Source organism: Mucilaginibacter myungsuensis (assembly GCF_015222005.1).
Classification (GTDB): Bacteria; Bacteroidota; Bacteroidia; order Sphingobacteriales; family Sphingobacteriaceae; genus Mucilaginibacter; species Mucilaginibacter myungsuensis.
On the sequence record NZ_JADFFL010000004.1, the window covers coordinates 327,476 to 343,028 of the forward strand.

The window sequence follows — 15,553 nt, forward strand, 5'->3', positions numbered from 1 at the left end:
AGGAGGGATTTGGAAAGATGTTACACGATCCTCTTTATTATCCTCAAATTATGCGTGTATTTCTTAGCTTCGGCCGAGTAGATGCCGTGGTTGTCTATCTTATCTATACGTACTTTGCCCGATGCATGGATCACTTGCTCGTTGTTCAGCATCAGGCCAACGTGATTGATCCTGCCTTCGGCGTTGTCAAAGAAGGCCAGGTCGCCTAACTGGGCTTCCTGTATAAAGTTGACTACGGTGCCTTGTTCGGCTTGCAGGTAGGCGTCGCGTTTTAGGCTGATACCTTGCAGGCGATAGATGGCTTGTACAAATCCCGAACAATCCACACCACAATGTGTGCGTCCCCCCCAATGGTAGGGCACATTTAAAAAAGAACGGGCTATATCCTCCATTGGTTTGTCGGCCACAGTTTCACCTACGATCTCGAATAACTCGTTATTAATGTGACAGGTAGTGCCTTTTAAAAATGATAATGAACTGCCGATAGGGAGGTAAAAAATGCTATTGTCGGCTATCCTCCAGGCTTGGGTTACCGGCAAAGTGGTAAGCGGAATAACAGTATTTTGCAACGCCTGATATTCCTTTTGCGATAGTGCAACAAATTGCAGGCCGCTGGCCCAGCCTTCGTAACCGTCCATAGTGGTAATGATGCGGGCCCACTCGCCCTGCCACTCCATGATTTCAAAAGTTTCGCCGAATAACAATTGCGATACCTGCTCGCTTCGCGATGTTGGTTCGGCGCGGAGGGGTACGATCGCAAGGTTACAAATTCCGTATTCCATAGATATTTTTAAAACTACAAGTTGTACGTCGCTTTGTCTATAATTGTTTCAATAAAAAAGGGAATGTATAAAAAATACATTCCCTTGCTCAAATTTTAGCTAAAGCCGCAAGTTGTTAACCAACGTGCAGCCAATCTTTTTTAGCATGTAATTCCTCTTCTGTCTCGCGGATGTCTTCATCATCCACACAGCAGTCCACAGGACATACCGCCGCGCACTGCGGCTCATCATGGAAGCCTACGCACTCGGTGCACTTATCCGGTACGATGTAATAAATATCGTCAGACAGGGCCGCCTGAGTCTCCTCGGCATTAATGGTGTTACCATCGCCAAAATCAATAACACCTTTTAACGATGTGCCATCGCTAAAACGCCATGCGGCGCCGGCATCATATATAGCGTTGTTAGGGCATTCCGGTTCGCAAGCCCCACAGTTTATACATTCATCGGTGATCTTTATCGCCATTTTATATCGAATATCTTAATATACTACCTTAACTTTGTCCCTTAAAATAAGTTTGCCTCTTTCATTTTAAGATCGCAAATATAACAAAAAAATGAGTTAGAGGCTTCAAAAACCTCACCATCAATATGTCAAAATTACAAAAAGACCATATCGCGAGCGCCTTAGCTAAACTTGGACAACAACTAAGTGAACCACAAGGCGATGTGCAACACATCATCCAGACCGAACAACACTATAACGCATGGTTCACCCCGGATAGTGTCACCTCGGCCATCACCGCGTGGGGCGAAGCCCTTAACGAAACGGATATCGACACCTGGTTAAGCAAATACCTGCAACTATCAGGCCGCGAACCCAAAAAGGTAGGACTTATTTTGGCTGGTAATATTCCATTGGTAGGTCTGCACGATGTTTTGTCGGTTTTAGCGAGCGGGCATCATGCACTCATCAAAGCATCTACACAAGACGCGCGGTTGATAAAACAAGTGTTAAAATTATTGGTGGATATTGAACCTGCCTTTGCGGATCAATTTTCTTTCATCGAACGCCTGACCGATTTCGACGCCGTTATCGCCACCGGCAGTAATAACTCATCGCGCTACTTTGACTATTACTTTGGTAAGGTGCCTAACATTATCCGCAAAAACCGTAATAGCGTAGCCGTGCTGACCGGTAATGAATCGTCGGAAGAATTAAGTCGATTAGGCCACGATATCTTTGACTTTTACGGATTGGGCTGTCGTAATGTATCTAAATTGTTGGTGCCGGAAGGATATAACTTTAATCATTTTTTCGAGTCGATAGAAGATCAGAAAGCCATCATCCATCACCATAAGTACAATAACAATTACGACTACAATAAATCCATCTACCTAGTGAATGGTGACAAACACCTCGATAACGGCTTTTTGCTGGTGAAAGAGGATGAACGTATGGCATCGCCTTTAGCGGTAGTTTATTTTGAATACTACAAAGACGAGCAGGCCATTACCGAATTATTGCTGCGCGATAGCGACAATATCCAATGCATCGTAACCAATGTACCATTGCAAGTACCCAACCAAGTGGTCACTTTCGGCCAAAGCCAACACCCCGCGCTATGGGACTACGCCGACGGAATTGATACCATGGATTTTTTGGCAGATCTTTAAAATAACGATACCTTTGGTTTTCTGGGAGGTGAAAGGTAAAAGGCGAAAGGTTAAAGGTTTATTGCTTGCGATAAACATATATTAGGCATATTGGTTGATAAAGACCTTTCGCCTTTAACCTTTAACCTTTCGCCTTAACCTTCAGCCTCAAAGAAATGTATATAATAAAAGTTAAAGGCGTTGCCAAGATACCCGACTATGTGCAGCTGCGCGACGATAAGTTTACGCTGCTGGCTTATTTTAGGGTAGACAGGCCCGAGAAACATTTGGATAAAGTAGGCCTGGGTGATAAAAAAGACCAGATAATGGGTCTGGTGAACGAATTGCCTTTTGGGCAGATATTAAAATTGGAGCTATAATACCATGATAGGGAATACCATTATAAAATTGCAGGGAGCGGATATTTTTCAGGAGAAGCACCTGGTACTGAGTAACGTTAACCTGCATATTGATAAAGGCGATTTTGTTTGGCTGATCGGTGCGACCGGATCTGGCAAAAGCAGTTTGCTGAAGGTAATTTATGGCGACATCAATATCACCAATGGCGAAGGCCATGCCGGCGGGTACGATCTTAAAAAGCTGACCCAAAAGGACGTGCCATTTCTGCGCCGTAAACTGGGGATCGTTTTTCAGGATTTTCAGTTATTGACAGATCGCTCTATCGAAGATAACCTGCGTTTTGTGATGCAGGCCACCGGCTGGACCGACAAGAACCTGATCACCGAGCGTACGCTTGACGTGTTAGAGAAAGTTGGACTGCGCTCTAAAGTTAAAAAGATGCCGCACGAGCTATCCGGCGGCGAGCAGCAACGTGTGGTTATTGCCCGTGCGCTGATCAATGACCCCGAGATCATCCTGGCCGACGAACCTACCGGTAACCTTGATCCGGATACGTCTGAAGAAATCGTGATGCTGCTGAAACAGATTAGTCAATCAGGCACGGCGGTACTCATTGCCACGCACGATTATCATATCATCCGCACGTTCCCGTCGCGCATTATTAAATGCGAGACCGGTAAGGTTTTGGAGGATGTGCAGATAGCGTAGTTTAAGTCTGGAGTTGGAAGTCTTAAGTCAGAAGTCAAAATTATTTGATCATGGCATCCCCTTCTAACTTAGAACTTCTTACTCAAGACTTTGGACTCAAGACTTGGGACTTCTGACTTAAGACTTTTGGCTAAAACGACAGTACCCAACTGCCATCATCTGCAAAAATATTTCACTGCACTGACATGATGGCGCAAACCGCCACTTGGCAGGATACTTGTTTTGCACTACCCGCTAATGAATTTTAAAGATATGCTTAAAAAAAAGAAGACGGAAGATCAGGAACTTCACGATCTTCCTGAAGAAGTGTCAGCAGAAGATACTTTGACAGGTGATGATACGCCCGAAACTGAGACAGAGACCGAAACTCCTGAGGTTGCGGCTGGTCCGAGTGCCGAAGATAAGTTGAAAGACGAATTGGCCCAGGCTAATGATAAATATTTACGCTTATATGCCGAGTTCGACAACTTCCGTCGCCGCACCCGCGAAGAGCGTACCGAGTTGTTAAAGACCGCCGGTAAAGAAATGGTGGTAGCTATGCTGCCCGTGCTGGACGATTTTGAGCGTGCCGCCAAAGCCATGGAGAACTCTACCGATGTTAATGCCGTGAAAGAAGGTGTGGCGCTGGTTCAGCATAAGATCAAAAATATTTTAGGCCAAAAAGGTTTAACTGAAATGGAAGCCGTTGGTCAGCCATTTGATGCGGATATTCACGAAGCCATTACCAGCATCCCTGCCCCAACAGATGATATGAAAGGCAAGGTGATAGACCAGATGGAAAAAGGCTATTACCTGAACGATAAGGTAGTACGCTTTGCTAAGGTGATAGTAGGAGCGTAATTCAGTGATAAGTTAATCGGTGATCAGTTGATCGGGACCGGTGACTGTATCCAGTTGTTAAGACTGGTTAACTGCTCACTGGTCACTGGTTAACCGACCACCGATCACAGATAAAGAAGATGTCAAAAAGAGATTATTACGACGTATTGGGCGTTGCCCGGGGCGCTTCGGCCGAGGAGGTGAAGAAGGCTTACCGTAAGATGGCCATTAAGTATCACCCGGATAAGAACCCGGGCGATAAGGAAGCCGAAGAAAGCTTTAAAGAAGCGGCCGAGGCTTACGAGGTATTGAGCAGCCCTGAGAAACGTCAGCGTTACGATCAGTTCGGTCATTCGGCCAATGCCGGTTCGGCGGCCGGTGGTTACGGCGGCGGCGGCATGGATATGAACGACATATTCAGTCAGTTCGGCGATATATTTGGCGGTGGCGGCGGCAGCCCGTTCGAAGGTTTCTTCGGCGGCGGCGGTGGCCGTCAGGGTGGTGGCCGCAGGGTTGCCCGTGGCACCAACCTGCGTATCAAAGTAAAACTGACTTTAGAGGAGATAGCTAACGGTACCGAAAAGAAGATCAAGGTAAACAAACAGATCGTCTGTAAAACCTGCGATGGCAGCGGCGCGAAGGATAAAGCATCTTTCCAAACCTGTAAAACTTGTGGCGGACAGGGTTCGGTACGCAGGGTGACCAATACCATATTGGGCCAAATGCAAACCACCAGCACTTGCCCTACCTGTAACGGCGAAGGCACGCAGATCACCAATAAATGTACATCGTGCCACGGCGACGGTATTGTTAGAGGTGAAGAAACGATCACCATTAATATCCCTGCCGGTGTAAGCGAAGGCATGCAACTGAGCATGAGCGGCAAAGGTAATGCTGCCCCACGCGGTGGTGTACCGGGAGATCTGATCATCCTGATCGAGGAAACCCTGCACGAGACCTTAAAGCGCGATGGCCATAATGTGATCTACGATATGCATATTAGCTTTATTGACGCGGCCTTAGGTACCAGTGTAGAGGTACCTACCATTGATGGTAAAGCCAAGATCAAGATAGAACCAGGCACACAAGGTGGCCGTATCCTGCGCTTAAAAGGCAAAGGCGTACCCGAGGTAAACTCTTACAACCGCGGCGACCAATTAGTGCACGTGAATATCTGGACCCCAAAAGCCCTTAACCGCGAAGAGCGCGAAATATTAGAAAAACTACAAGACTCACCCAACTTTAAACCCAACCCGGGCAAGAACGAAAAAAGTTTCTTTGAGCGGATGAAGGAATATTTTGAATAGAGCCCCTGGCCCCTAAAGGGGAGGTAGAAAATAATTGACGGCCCGAAGTGAAAACTTTGGGCCGTTCTGCTTATAGACTTTTGTCATTCTAAGGAACGAAGAACCTTCTCTATGCGATAAAGTAGCCACTAACACCATACCACTGCTGCTGTACAAAGCGAGCGGAGGCCGGCGATGTGCGCCGGGCGACGTTAGGCTTGCGAGTTCTATCTTTGGCAACGATCGACAGTAAATAACAATGCTTAATTTAAAACTATTTTATTAGTTTGATCGGGTCTTTTCTTATCTTGCCTCATTAATAAGCTTATCACCATGTCGCCAAAGATCCGTAACCTGTTGCTGTTATTCCTTGCTTTACTAATGAACGCTTGTCAGCGTCGACAAAATGATGGACAAGGTAAGCAAACGCTGATCGAAGGCCGGGTTACAAACTTGCAGGTTTACCCACGCTACCGCTCCATGACGCTATCTGTTAAGGATTATGGCGGCGGCACATCAAACTACACCGCCGATATTAAGAAGGATGGCTCGTTCAAGATCCGTTTTACGCAATACATAGCCCAGGATGTAACGTTAGAACCGATGGTTGGCGTGCTGATCGCCCATCCCGGAGATAGTATCCATATCGATATCGACTTTGCCGATATCGGGAACGTGAAATTTTCTGGCGATGCCGAAAAGACCAATACCGATCTTTATCAGTACATCAATGGCAACTACGTTGTCAATGATAACGACGATCTGAAAAATTTTAACATCATGTTGTTAAAGGAATACAAAATAGCCAATGATGCCCTATATGCCGACCTGATGCGCAAACGTCAAGAATTCATCAACGAACACGACCCGAATGACGAGTTTAAAGATTGGACCGCCAATTATTTAAGAGTCAACTATATAAATACTGTTAGCGAATTTACCTGGCGGCACTTTCGGTATAAGCGTGCAAAGAAAATCGCTCAATACAATGCCGACAGTCTACAAGCCTACCTTCCTGCCGACGACGAGATCCAAAAGATCGTTAATTCAAATGTCTTTTACTCCGAGAGTTATGATATGGCTATACATACGCAACTACCTGTTGCAAAAAAGTCGGCGACAGACAACAGCAAAATGACTGATCTCACTATAACTGGTATCCCACAAAAAGCGGAACAAGCACTCTCTGGCAGTAGGTTCGATAGCAAGTCTGTCCACAGGGCAATAGAAGTAATGATCGCGTCGAGTGGCGATGATCGTATCAGGCAAGTACGTGCCGGCAAATTCTTTGAGTATCTCATAAATAATAATTTGTTGAAGGAATTTGAGGAAAACAGGCCGCTATTCGATTCTACCATCAACATACCATTTATCAGGGAGCCATTGTTAAAGAATTACGCCGCAGTAAAAGAGAACAAAGAGCAGCCGGAAATAGCGTCGGCCAAGACTTTAGGCGGATTGGATACGGCAGCGAAAGCTTTTATCCAGCCGATATTGCAAAAGCACCAAGGCAAAGTCATCTACCTTTACCTTTGGGGCACCTGGTGCCCGCCTTGTGTTAAAGAACTACCTAAAAAAAGCGCCATGATGGAACGCTTTAAGGGAAAAAATGTCGACTTTGTTTTTATCTGCATGGGAGAGACCGGGCAAAAGTGGCAAGAGATGATACGCCAATTTCATATTGAAGCGGCCGATAACTATTTTACCGACGTTAAGTTGACCAACAGCGTTTGGAAAGGGCTGGTTCGAGGTGGCATCCCTTATAGTATCCTGATCAATAAAAAAGGTGTGATTGTCGAGTCGGGCCACATGATCATGTCCGACCATAAAATATTCGAACAGTTGTAATTGAATAGCCTTTCACAACTCCGCCACAAAAGCGGCCCCAACGGTTTCGTTATCCTAAGAAGGTAAGCGTAGAGCCCCCGTGGAGTTTTTTAGGAATATCCAAGGCGTAAAACATATTTCCTTCTCTGCGTATTTATTCCGCTTTTTAGAGAAGATCTGCGGCCGTTCCGTTTTTACCGAGGAACTGCCTATCACATGGCCTTTATTTTTGACTTTTGACTTCTTACTTTTGACTTCCTACTTAACTCCCTATCTTCGTCACCATGTCACCAGAAAAAGCGCAACAACGTATCGAGGAACTTTCGGCCGAATTAAGGCAGCATAACTACAATTATTATGTGCTGGCTATGCCTACCATAGCCGATATTGACTTTGACCATAAACTGGCCGAACTGGCCGGCTTAGAGCAGCAATTCCCTGAGTATTTGTCGCCCGACTCGCCTACCCAAAAAGTTGGCGGCGAGGTGACCAAGGAATTCCAGAACGTGCGGCACAGGTGGCCTATGCTATCGTTGGGGAACACTTATAGTCCGCAGGAATTGGTGGAGTTCGATCAGCGGGTGCGCAAGTCTATTGGTGATAATTTTGAATATGTGGTAGAGCTAAAGTTCGACGGTTTGAGCATGAGCCTGACCTACAAAACGGGCCAGCTTTTACGCGCCGTTACCCGTGGCGACGGCGTACAGGGCGACGATGTGACCAGTAATATCCGCACCATACACAATGTTCCCAAGAAATTAAAACACGCCGGTTATCCCGATGAATTTGAGATACGCGGCGAGGTATTTATGCACCGCAAAGCTTTTGAGCGGTTGAACAACGAGCGCATAGAGAACGGCGAAGTGCCTTACGCCAACCCGCGCAACTTTGCCTCGGGCACAGTGAAACTACAGGACAGCACCGAGGTGGCCAAGCGCCCGCTGGATTGTTTCCTTTATGGCCTGTATACCGAAAAACAATTATTTAAGACCCATTGGGAAAGCCTGCAAGCTGTAAAAAGCTGGGGCTTTCATATTAATGACGATAGCAAACTTTGCAAGACCATTGATGAGGTTTTAGAGTTTATTAACCACTGGGATACCGAACGGTATAATTTAAGTTACGATATAGACGGCATTGTTATAAAGGTGAACAGTTACGCGCAACAGCAAGAACTGGGTTTCACGGCTAAATCACCACGTTGGGCTATCTCTTACAAATACAAAGCCGAGCGTGTAGAGACCGAACTGTTGGAGGTAACTTATCAAGTCGGTCGTACCGGCGCGGTTACGCCTGTGGCTAACCTTAAGCCGGTGCTGCTGGCAGGCACTACCGTAAAACGCGCCACCCTGCACAATGCCGACGAGATTACCGAACGCCTTAAACTGCACGAGCATGATACCGTGTATGTAGAAAAAGGAGGCGAGATCATCCCCAAGATCATCAGCGTTAATTTAGATAAACGTAAACCGGATGCCAAGGCTATTAAATACCTTACCCATTGCCCCGTTTGCGATACTTTGTTAGAACGCAAAGAAGGCGAAGCAGCCTGGTATTGCCCTAACGACGAAGGTTGCGCCCCGCAGATCACGGGCAAGATGCAGCACTTTATTGGTCGCAAAGCAATGGATATCGACGGCCTTGGCGACGAGACTATCAACACCCTGTACAACCGCAAATTCATCCGCCATATCAGTGATATTTACGATCTGCATACCCACATTGCTGATCTTAAACAGATGGACCGCTTTGGCGAGCAATCCATCAACAACATGCTCGACGGTATCGAAAAGTCTAAACAGATGCCTTTTGAGCGTGTACTGTTCGGCTTGGGTATCCGCTACGTTGGCGCTACCGTCGCCAAAAAACTGGCCATGCACTTTAAAAATATCGACGCGTTGATGGCAGCAAGTTTAGAAGAACTGACCGCGACCGACGAGATCGGCGAACGCATAGCTCAAAGCCTTACCGAATACTTTAGCGACACGCAGCACCGCGAACAGATCGAGAAACTCCGTGCCGCAGGTCTGCAATTGGTTGCCGAAGAAAAGACGATCGAGTTAGCCAGCGATAAACTGTCCGGCAAAACGTTCATCATTTCCGGCACGTTCGAAATGTCGCGCGATGAGCTGAAGGACATTATCGAAGCCAATGGCGGCAAGATCCTGAGCAGTATATCAGCCAAGTTAAATTACCTGGTAGCGGGCGATAATATGGGCCCGGCCAAGTTAGAAAAGGCTAATAAGTTGAACATCCCGATCATTAGTGATGCGGAGTTGATGGCAATGATAAAATAATTGTCATTGCAAGTTTATAGATTCCCGAAGGGACTTTGAAAGTACAATGACAACCCTAAGTCTCCCCTCTCGAGAGGGGACGCACTAAATTATTATAAAGCACAAACTTTCATTGGGGTGTGTTATCGCAGACCTTGCAAACTGAACACACCCCCGACCCCTCTCAAGAGGGGAAGCGAGACTTTAAAGCATTTTTCGAACAACGTGTCATGGGCAGCGTAGCGCAGCGATCTCAGAAGACAAGTAACGACAATGCATAGATAGTTCGCGTAGTCGAAATATCCTCGGGGACTGCCGCGTCGCCCTTCCGCACAACCTCGCACTCCGCTCCTCGCAGCAATGACAAATTAGATATTTCAGTAATTTCAAAGAGTGGTCTCTTATAGCTTCACAGCTATAAACGGCGCCGACGGCATCATAACCCATAACAAACCTTCAGGGGTCACAAACAATTCCTCCTCCCCTTGCTTTATCTATTATAAACTAAAGCAAAACATCATGTCATATACCGAAGAAAGCAACCTGCAGAACGAGCAGAACGATCAGCCGTCGGCAAATGTTAAGCATAAAGCCATGGAGGGCGAAGGAATGGGCGGCCATCAGTTTGGCGAGGACGGCAAAGCCACACCCATGGGCGACGACAAGGCCAATCCATCGCAGAACGCGGGTTACGCCAACCCGTATTTTGCCCGTACCGCACCATCCGACGAGGATACCGCCAATAATAATTTTAAAGCCGAAAGCCAGCAAGGCGAAGCTGACTATGACAGCGCCCATGGCGACCCAAAAGTCCCCGGCCCGCAAGAAGACCCCGAGCAGCAAAAAGTGGGTGAGGATACCAATGTAGAAGAGCCGGCCGAACAAACCGACGCGCCTGCTCCCGTAGAAGAGCCTAACGATAACCCGCCCGCAGGCGCTCCCGATACCGCTTACGAGGAACCCGGCCTTGGCGATCCGCAACCCGACCATGGCAGCGACGCAACAGAGTCGGGAGAGAACCCGGACGAATTTTTAAAATAGCTATACGCTGATACCAATAGCCGGGACATGCTAAATGCCCCGACTATAGGTACCAGTTACCAACGACGCTGTCTACTTACACCCAATAAGCGCCACAACCCTACCTTATGGAACAATTTGAACAAATAAAAAAACTACTCGATAACTCGCAGTTCTACTATATCATTACCACAGCAATGGATGGTAATTACAGTTATGTGAACGGCAATTATGCCCGCGCATTTAGCCATATTGATGCCGATATGGTGGGTAAGCCTTACTACATTACCATGCACCCCGACGATATGAAGGTTTGCGAACAGACCGCAGCTAAATGTTTCGCATCGCCAGATCGCTCTTTCCCCGCCACTATACGCAAACACAATGGCAAAGGTGGTTACATCAATACCCAATGGGAGTACCGGGCTATGTTTGATGAGCACGGAGCGCCTGCCGGTTTATTTTGCCTTGGCTACGATATTACAAAATATGTAGCCGCTAACGAGCAATTAGAGGTTGCTATATCTCAGATCAAACACAAAAATGATATGCTGGAGCAGATCGGCTGGGAGCAATCCCACATTATACGCAAGCCCTTGGCAAATATTATAGGGCTGGTAGGTATCCTCAGTAAGATGGATCTGGACCAAAACATGACCAATATCTGTAAAATGCTATTGCAAAGCGCCGCCGAACTGGACGACGCCATATATGGCATTGTACAAAAAACTAATTAAGCCGCTTTGCCGGCAGTAAATAGCGCGTTATTCCAACACCCATTTGTTACGCCTGCAACGCATACACTTATAGCGTTTGATAGGCAGAAAGAATAAAAATGTTTTCATCAAAAAGTTACGGTGTATGCGCTGCATATCCGATCGTTTTCCTCCGCACGAGCAAAACTTTTCTTCGACGACAAATAAGGGAGAAGCATTTTCCATTGTCAAGGTAGTTTAGCGCTTCTCATGACAAAGGTATAATTGGCTGATGTAAATATAGCTAATTGGTGTATAAAAACCAAATTTTGTGTCCTAAAAAATAAAGATAATACAGGCTTAACATCTTACACCTCTACCCTTACCATTTTACCTTTTTATCAATAAACGCGATCAGGCTTTCGGCCATGGCCTGCTGCTCCTTTGCATTCGGGTGCCCGCTGGTATTTTTATAAGCGAACATGTGGGTGTAAATACGCTGGTCTTTTAAACCTTCCACCGCTTGTGCGATATATTTCGGCCATGGCGACCCGGCCTTAGTAGCATCCATATTGCCCAATGCGCAAATGATCTGCGCCTTAGGGTATTTGCCACGCACCGACCGTATAAAGTCCTGATAATAGGATATTATTATGGCAGCCGGCGGCGGCGTTGTGCCAAACTTGGCCTTAAACTGCTCGTGATCTTTCATATTCACCAACCACGAGTCGTTCTGGAACAAGTTCACCACCACCAGATCAGGTGTATAGCGTTTAAAGTCCCATTTACTTTTGGGGTCGGTAGGGTCAAGCAGGTCATACATCTCGGGCATTGTCTGCGGAAACCAGCTGATCAGGATACCTATCCCGCTGCGGGCTATACAGTTATAGTCGGCATTAAAGTGCCGGGCCGTAATGGCCGCATAGCTTTGGTAATGATCTTCATACGGGCTGGTGCCGCGGTCTTTACCCGTAGTGTCCAACACAGCATAACCACAGGTGATAGAGTTGCCGTAAAATTCCATCCTGCGTTTGGCCGGCTTAGGTGCCGCCAGCATCTTGCCGCCTTCCACATCAAACCCGTAAAAGAAAACCTTACCCATGGTCCACTCGGTACGTTTGAATAATTGGAGCGTGTGTTTGCCTTTGGTCAATCCACTGATGGTTGTGGTGATTTTGTTTGGTTTAGCATCATGAATGATCCCATGCATCTTGCCATCTAATATCTGAAGCACATAATTATCAGCCTTCTCGTCGAGCGTAGCGAAACTGATCCCAGTCCCCTCAAAATTCACCTTCACCGACGACCCCGACCATGGCAGCACCGCCGCAGAATCTGTCATACCGATACGCCCCATGTAGCGTACCCGACTATCGTTAAATTTGATCTGCTGGGCAAAGGTGAATTGGGCAAGGGTGAGGAACGTGAAGAGGAGTAACAGTTTTTTCATGGGCGACGATGTGGTATGGTTAAATATAGAGGATATTCTCTCAGTAACCCCGTTAGGGGTTTAATATCGGTAGCAAAAAAAACCAAAATAGTCGAAACGGCTCCGTAGGTGCCAAACTGAATGTTGCATACCTACGGCATGCTTATCTTCTTAACTGATATTTCCTACCGATATATTGCACCTAACGGCGCATAGAATATCAGCTCCAAGATGTGGGTAGTGGTCCACAAGGAGGTAATCGAAAAACCATCAGAAAACCAACGCTCCGGCGTTCCATCTTTACCGGCAGCCCCGTTCTATGTCCAAGTTTTGCCCCATCGCACGTAGCCCGCCCTTCGCAAAAGCTTTCCCGACGCTCGGGTTTAGGTTGAAGCGGTCTGTGTTGTCTGAACCGCTGATCTGAATGATTTCTTTGATTTCGCTGATCGACAAGAGTCATGTCCTAAAAAAGTCGATACTCCTTAATTTTGTCCATTGGAGTGTTTACAGATCTCGTCCATCAGTGGGATTATTAGCATCAGCGAATATCAACGGTTCAGAGAAACAAAAAAGCCACGACGCATCGTGGCTCTGTAAAGGTTTAACCTAATTTAATCTATCGCGATACTATCCAACGCCCGCTCCATGGCCTGCTCTTTAACATCCGGTACTTTCAGCCCTTCGGCACGGAAGACGGTCACATCCGTCATACCCAGCAGACCAAGGAAACGCTGCAGGTATGGTGCCACAAAATCATTCTCCTTACCCGGCCCTTCTGAATAGATACCGCCCGACGACATGGCCACATAAACCTTCTTGCCCAAAACTTTACCCACCGGCCCTGTCTCACCGTATCCAAAGGTCACGCCGGCACGGGTGATATGGTCTATCCAAGCTTTCAGGGTAGACGGGATGGTAAAATTATACAGCGGCGCGCCGATCACAATAATATCGGCAGACAGCAGCTGGTCCACCGCCTGGTTAGAAAAACGAATGGCCGACTTTTGCTCGTCGGTCAGCTGATCGCCGGGGGTGAAAAAAGTTTGCAGGGTCTCGGGTGTCAGGTGCGGAATGTCGATGGTGTTCAGGTCTACCTCTTCTACTGTACTGCCCGGGTATTTAGCTTCTATCTGTGCTACAATGGCATCGCCCAGCTTAACACTGTACGACTCTGTTCCCATTATGCTCGACTTTAAATGAAGGATCTTTTTCATAACAATTTGCTTTGATCAATTAATGCAAGCAAAGCTATGGCGGCTGGAGGTGCCTGCACCCCTACTTACCTAAAGGAAAGCGCTAACCTTTAGGTAAGTAAGTATATTTGCATCATGAAGATGATCGTGAACAACAGCCTGCCCAGTCATGCCGAATGCAGCAACTCGCTTAAGAACGTGTTGGACGCGCTATATGTACTCAATGGCAAATGGAAGCTGGCCCTGATCCTGTACCTGATGCGATCGCCCAAGCGCTTCAACGAGATACAAGCCGATGTGACCGGCATATCGGCCAAGATATTAGCCAAAGAGTTAAAGGACCTGGAGTTGAACGGCTTCATTACCCGCACGGTGTACTCCACCACGCCGGTCAGCATCATTTACGAGGCCACCGACTATGCCCACTCTCTAAAAAGCGTATTAGGCGAACTAAGCGCCTGGGGCGAACACCACCGCGAAAAGATCAAAGAAAGCATGCGGAGAGGGGCGTGAAATTTAAACTACGAAAGCACGAGGTATCGTGGCTCTACGTAAATTTCATTGTAGAGACGCAATACCTTGCGTCTCCCGTTCGTATATCCTCAGACCACTTCCGCAAGCAACTCGTCCAGATTGCCGTGTGCCATGGTGAAACCTTCGGCAAAGCCTAATTCTAATATCCTTTGCAGATCGGCTTCCTCGTCGAAAGTTAGCGTGGTGGTAACGTTGGTGCCTCCCTCGGCTGATTCGAACTCTATCAGAAAATTCATCACCGGGAAACTGGTATCCTCGTTCCAGTCCGCATCGGTAAATTTAACGCTGTAGCTAAAACTGCGCCCTTGTTTGATAGAGCCGAATGTCCCCTCGCAATAGTTGCCCACACCCTCCGGCCCCACCATGGCATATCGCCATAGTCCACCCTCGGTAAAGTTCAGTTCCCTTGTCTCGGCACGGTACGGGCGTGGTGCCCACCATTTATCCAGGATGTCGGCCTCGGTCCAGGCACGCCATACCTTTTCAATCGGGGCAGCGAAGCCGCGTACCACGGTCAGTTTTTTGTTGGGCAGATCTTTGGTGACCTCTGTTTGTGTTATCATAAGCTATAATTGGTTTATATGTCTTTTAATACCTCATCTAACTGACCGAACTTGTCGTCCCACAGGTTGCGGAAGGTGGCCATCCATTGGTCTATCTCCTGCATCTTTTTGGCGTTGATGTGATAATGGATCTCGCGCCCTCGATATTCTAACTTCACGGCATGGGCTTGGGCCAGCACCCCAATGTGTTTGGATACCGCCTGCCGCGACATGTTGAAATGCTCGGCCAGGGCATTGGGTGTCATTACTTGTAAAGCCAGCAGGGTAAGGATGGCCCGGCGGGTAGGATCGGCTACGGCCTGGAAGATATCGCGTTTTGCGGTGTTCATATTATTTGCAACCATTCAGTTGCAAATATAAACGCAACCATTTGGTTGCGCAAATTTTATTTTAATTACAAATGCGAAAAAAGCGCGTGAATTTCAACTTCAAACGTCAAAATTCACACGCTTTTCAAACGCTTTT

Annotated in this window: 16 protein-coding genes; 10 read left to right on the forward strand and 6 right to left on the reverse strand. The window is 47.2% G+C overall.

Features of this window, described 5'->3' with window-relative positions; all coding sequences use genetic code 11:
• Window positions 1-20 precede the first annotated feature (20 nt).
• Complete coding sequence (locus tag IRJ16_RS12690; protein ID WP_194111969.1) at window positions 21-782, reverse strand: C40 family peptidase; 762 nt, start codon at window positions 780-782, stop codon at window positions 21-23.
• Between the two features lie 115 nt (window positions 783-897).
• Window positions 898-1,248 carry a 4Fe-4S dicluster domain-containing protein gene (locus tag IRJ16_RS12695; protein WP_194111970.1) on the reverse strand — a complete coding sequence of 117 codons (351 nt, stop codon included), beginning with the start codon at window positions 1,246-1,248 and terminating at the stop codon, window positions 898-900.
• Between the two features lie 125 nt (window positions 1,249-1,373).
• On the opposite strand from IRJ16_RS12695, the gene IRJ16_RS12700 reads away from it, so the two are divergent.
• From IRJ16_RS12700 to IRJ16_RS12740, 9 genes are all read left to right on the forward strand, one after another.
• Window positions 1,374-2,399 (forward strand): acyl-CoA reductase, encoded by a 1,026-nt coding sequence (locus IRJ16_RS12700; RefSeq protein ID WP_194111971.1) that lies wholly within the window; start codon window positions 1,374-1,376, stop codon window positions 2,397-2,399.
• Window positions 2,400-2,554: 155 nt separating this feature from the next.
• Window positions 2,555-2,758, forward strand: a complete 204-nt coding sequence (locus IRJ16_RS12705; protein ID WP_194111972.1) for a fructose-6-phosphate aldolase — start codon at window positions 2,555-2,557, stop codon at window positions 2,756-2,758.
• 4 nt (window positions 2,759-2,762) lie between these two features.
• A complete protein-coding gene (locus IRJ16_RS12710; protein ID WP_194111973.1) occupies window positions 2,763-3,446 on the forward strand; it encodes a cell division ATP-binding protein FtsE in 684 nt (227 codons plus the stop codon).
• A 237-nt stretch (window positions 3,447-3,683) separates the two neighbouring features.
• Window positions 3,684-4,286 carry a nucleotide exchange factor GrpE gene (locus IRJ16_RS12715; RefSeq protein WP_228080095.1) on the forward strand — a complete coding sequence of 201 codons (603 nt, stop codon included), beginning with the start codon at window positions 3,684-3,686 and terminating at the stop codon, window positions 4,284-4,286.
• Window positions 4,287-4,405: 119 nt separating this feature from the next.
• Entirely contained in the window at window positions 4,406-5,572 is a 1,167-nt protein-coding gene (dnaJ, locus tag IRJ16_RS12720; RefSeq protein WP_194111974.1) for a molecular chaperone DnaJ, read from the forward strand.
• A gap of 312 nt (window positions 5,573-5,884) precedes the next feature.
• Window positions 5,885-7,399 carry a TlpA family protein disulfide reductase gene (locus tag IRJ16_RS12725; protein ID WP_194111975.1) on the forward strand — a complete coding sequence of 505 codons (1,515 nt, stop codon included), beginning with the start codon at window positions 5,885-5,887 and terminating at the stop codon, window positions 7,397-7,399.
• A gap of 263 nt (window positions 7,400-7,662) precedes the next feature.
• Window positions 7,663-9,675 carry an NAD-dependent DNA ligase LigA gene (ligA, locus tag IRJ16_RS12730; RefSeq protein WP_194111976.1) on the forward strand — a complete coding sequence of 671 codons (2,013 nt, stop codon included), beginning with the start codon at window positions 7,663-7,665 and terminating at the stop codon, window positions 9,673-9,675.
• Window positions 9,676-10,173: 498 nt separating this feature from the next.
• Window positions 10,174-10,695: a hypothetical protein gene (locus tag IRJ16_RS12735; protein WP_194111977.1), complete on the forward strand. Its 522-nt coding sequence runs from the start codon at window positions 10,174-10,176 to the stop codon at window positions 10,693-10,695.
• A gap of 107 nt (window positions 10,696-10,802) precedes the next feature.
• Window positions 10,803-11,411: a PAS domain-containing protein gene (locus IRJ16_RS12740; RefSeq protein ID WP_194111978.1), complete on the forward strand. Its 609-nt coding sequence runs from the start codon at window positions 10,803-10,805 to the stop codon at window positions 11,409-11,411.
• Between the two features lie 340 nt (window positions 11,412-11,751).
• On the opposite strand, the gene IRJ16_RS12745 is transcribed toward IRJ16_RS12740, so the two are convergent.
• Together IRJ16_RS12745 and IRJ16_RS12750 are read right to left on the reverse strand one after the other, a co-directional pair.
• Entirely contained in the window at window positions 11,752-12,819 is a 1,068-nt protein-coding gene (locus IRJ16_RS12745) for an SGNH/GDSL hydrolase family protein (protein WP_194111979.1), read from the reverse strand.
• A gap of 590 nt (window positions 12,820-13,409) precedes the next feature.
• A complete protein-coding gene (locus IRJ16_RS12750; protein WP_194111980.1) occupies window positions 13,410-14,012 on the reverse strand; it encodes an FMN-dependent NADH-azoreductase in 603 nt (200 codons plus the stop codon).
• 114 nt (window positions 14,013-14,126) lie between these two features.
• Here IRJ16_RS12750 and IRJ16_RS12755 point away from each other — a divergent pair, with 114 nt between their 5' ends.
• Entirely contained in the window at window positions 14,127-14,504 is a 378-nt protein-coding gene (locus tag IRJ16_RS12755) for a winged helix-turn-helix transcriptional regulator (RefSeq protein ID WP_228080097.1), read from the forward strand.
• 89 nt (window positions 14,505-14,593) lie between these two features.
• On the opposite strand, the gene IRJ16_RS12760 is transcribed toward IRJ16_RS12755, so the two are convergent.
• The gene (locus tag IRJ16_RS12760; RefSeq protein WP_194111981.1) at window positions 14,594-15,088 is read right to left on the reverse strand and encodes an SRPBCC family protein; all 495 of its coding nucleotides are present in this window, start codon (window positions 15,086-15,088) and stop codon (window positions 14,594-14,596) included.
• A 14-nt stretch (window positions 15,089-15,102) separates the two neighbouring features.
• Window positions 15,103-15,417: an ArsR/SmtB family transcription factor gene (locus IRJ16_RS12765; RefSeq protein ID WP_194111982.1), complete on the reverse strand. Its 315-nt coding sequence runs from the start codon at window positions 15,415-15,417 to the stop codon at window positions 15,103-15,105.
• Window positions 15,418-15,553: the final 136 nt, after the last annotated feature.

What these genes read in the sequence shown, in the direction of transcription:
- IRJ16_RS12690 (WP_194111969.1), bottom strand. Translation starts at nt 782, where the DNA reads ATGGAATACGGAATTTGTAACCTTGCGATCGTACCCCTCCGCGCCGAA.
- IRJ16_RS12695 (WP_194111970.1), bottom strand. Translation starts at nt 1,248, where the DNA reads ATGGCGATAAAGATCACCGATGAATGTATAAACTGTGGGGCTTGCGAA.
- IRJ16_RS12700 (WP_194111971.1), top strand. Translation starts at nt 1,374, where the DNA reads ATGTCAAAATTACAAAAAGACCATATCGCGAGCGCCTTAGCTAAACTT.
- IRJ16_RS12705 (WP_194111972.1), top strand. Translation starts at nt 2,555, where the DNA reads ATGTATATAATAAAAGTTAAAGGCGTTGCCAAGATACCCGACTATGTG.
- IRJ16_RS12710 (WP_194111973.1), top strand. Translation starts at nt 2,763, where the DNA reads ATGATAGGGAATACCATTATAAAATTGCAGGGAGCGGATATTTTTCAG.
- IRJ16_RS12715 (WP_228080095.1), top strand. Translation starts at nt 3,684, where the DNA reads ATGAATTTTAAAGATATGCTTAAAAAAAAGAAGACGGAAGATCAGGAA.
- dnaJ (WP_194111974.1), top strand. Translation starts at nt 4,406, where the DNA reads ATGTCAAAAAGAGATTATTACGACGTATTGGGCGTTGCCCGGGGCGCT.
- IRJ16_RS12725 (WP_194111975.1), top strand. Translation starts at nt 5,885, where the DNA reads ATGTCGCCAAAGATCCGTAACCTGTTGCTGTTATTCCTTGCTTTACTA.
- ligA (WP_194111976.1), top strand. Translation starts at nt 7,663, where the DNA reads ATGTCACCAGAAAAAGCGCAACAACGTATCGAGGAACTTTCGGCCGAA.
- IRJ16_RS12735 (WP_194111977.1), top strand. Translation starts at nt 10,174, where the DNA reads ATGTCATATACCGAAGAAAGCAACCTGCAGAACGAGCAGAACGATCAG.
- IRJ16_RS12740 (WP_194111978.1), top strand. Translation starts at nt 10,803, where the DNA reads ATGGAACAATTTGAACAAATAAAAAAACTACTCGATAACTCGCAGTTC.
- IRJ16_RS12745 (WP_194111979.1), bottom strand. Translation starts at nt 12,819, where the DNA reads ATGAAAAAACTGTTACTCCTCTTCACGTTCCTCACCCTTGCCCAATTC.
- IRJ16_RS12750 (WP_194111980.1), bottom strand. Translation starts at nt 14,012, where the DNA reads ATGAAAAAGATCCTTCATTTAAAGTCGAGCATAATGGGAACAGAGTCG.
- IRJ16_RS12755 (WP_228080097.1), top strand. Translation starts at nt 14,127, where the DNA reads ATGAAGATGATCGTGAACAACAGCCTGCCCAGTCATGCCGAATGCAGC.
- IRJ16_RS12760 (WP_194111981.1), bottom strand. Translation starts at nt 15,088, where the DNA reads ATGATAACACAAACAGAGGTCACCAAAGATCTGCCCAACAAAAAACTG.
- IRJ16_RS12765 (WP_194111982.1), bottom strand. Translation starts at nt 15,417, where the DNA reads ATGAACACCGCAAAACGCGATATCTTCCAGGCCGTAGCCGATCCTACC.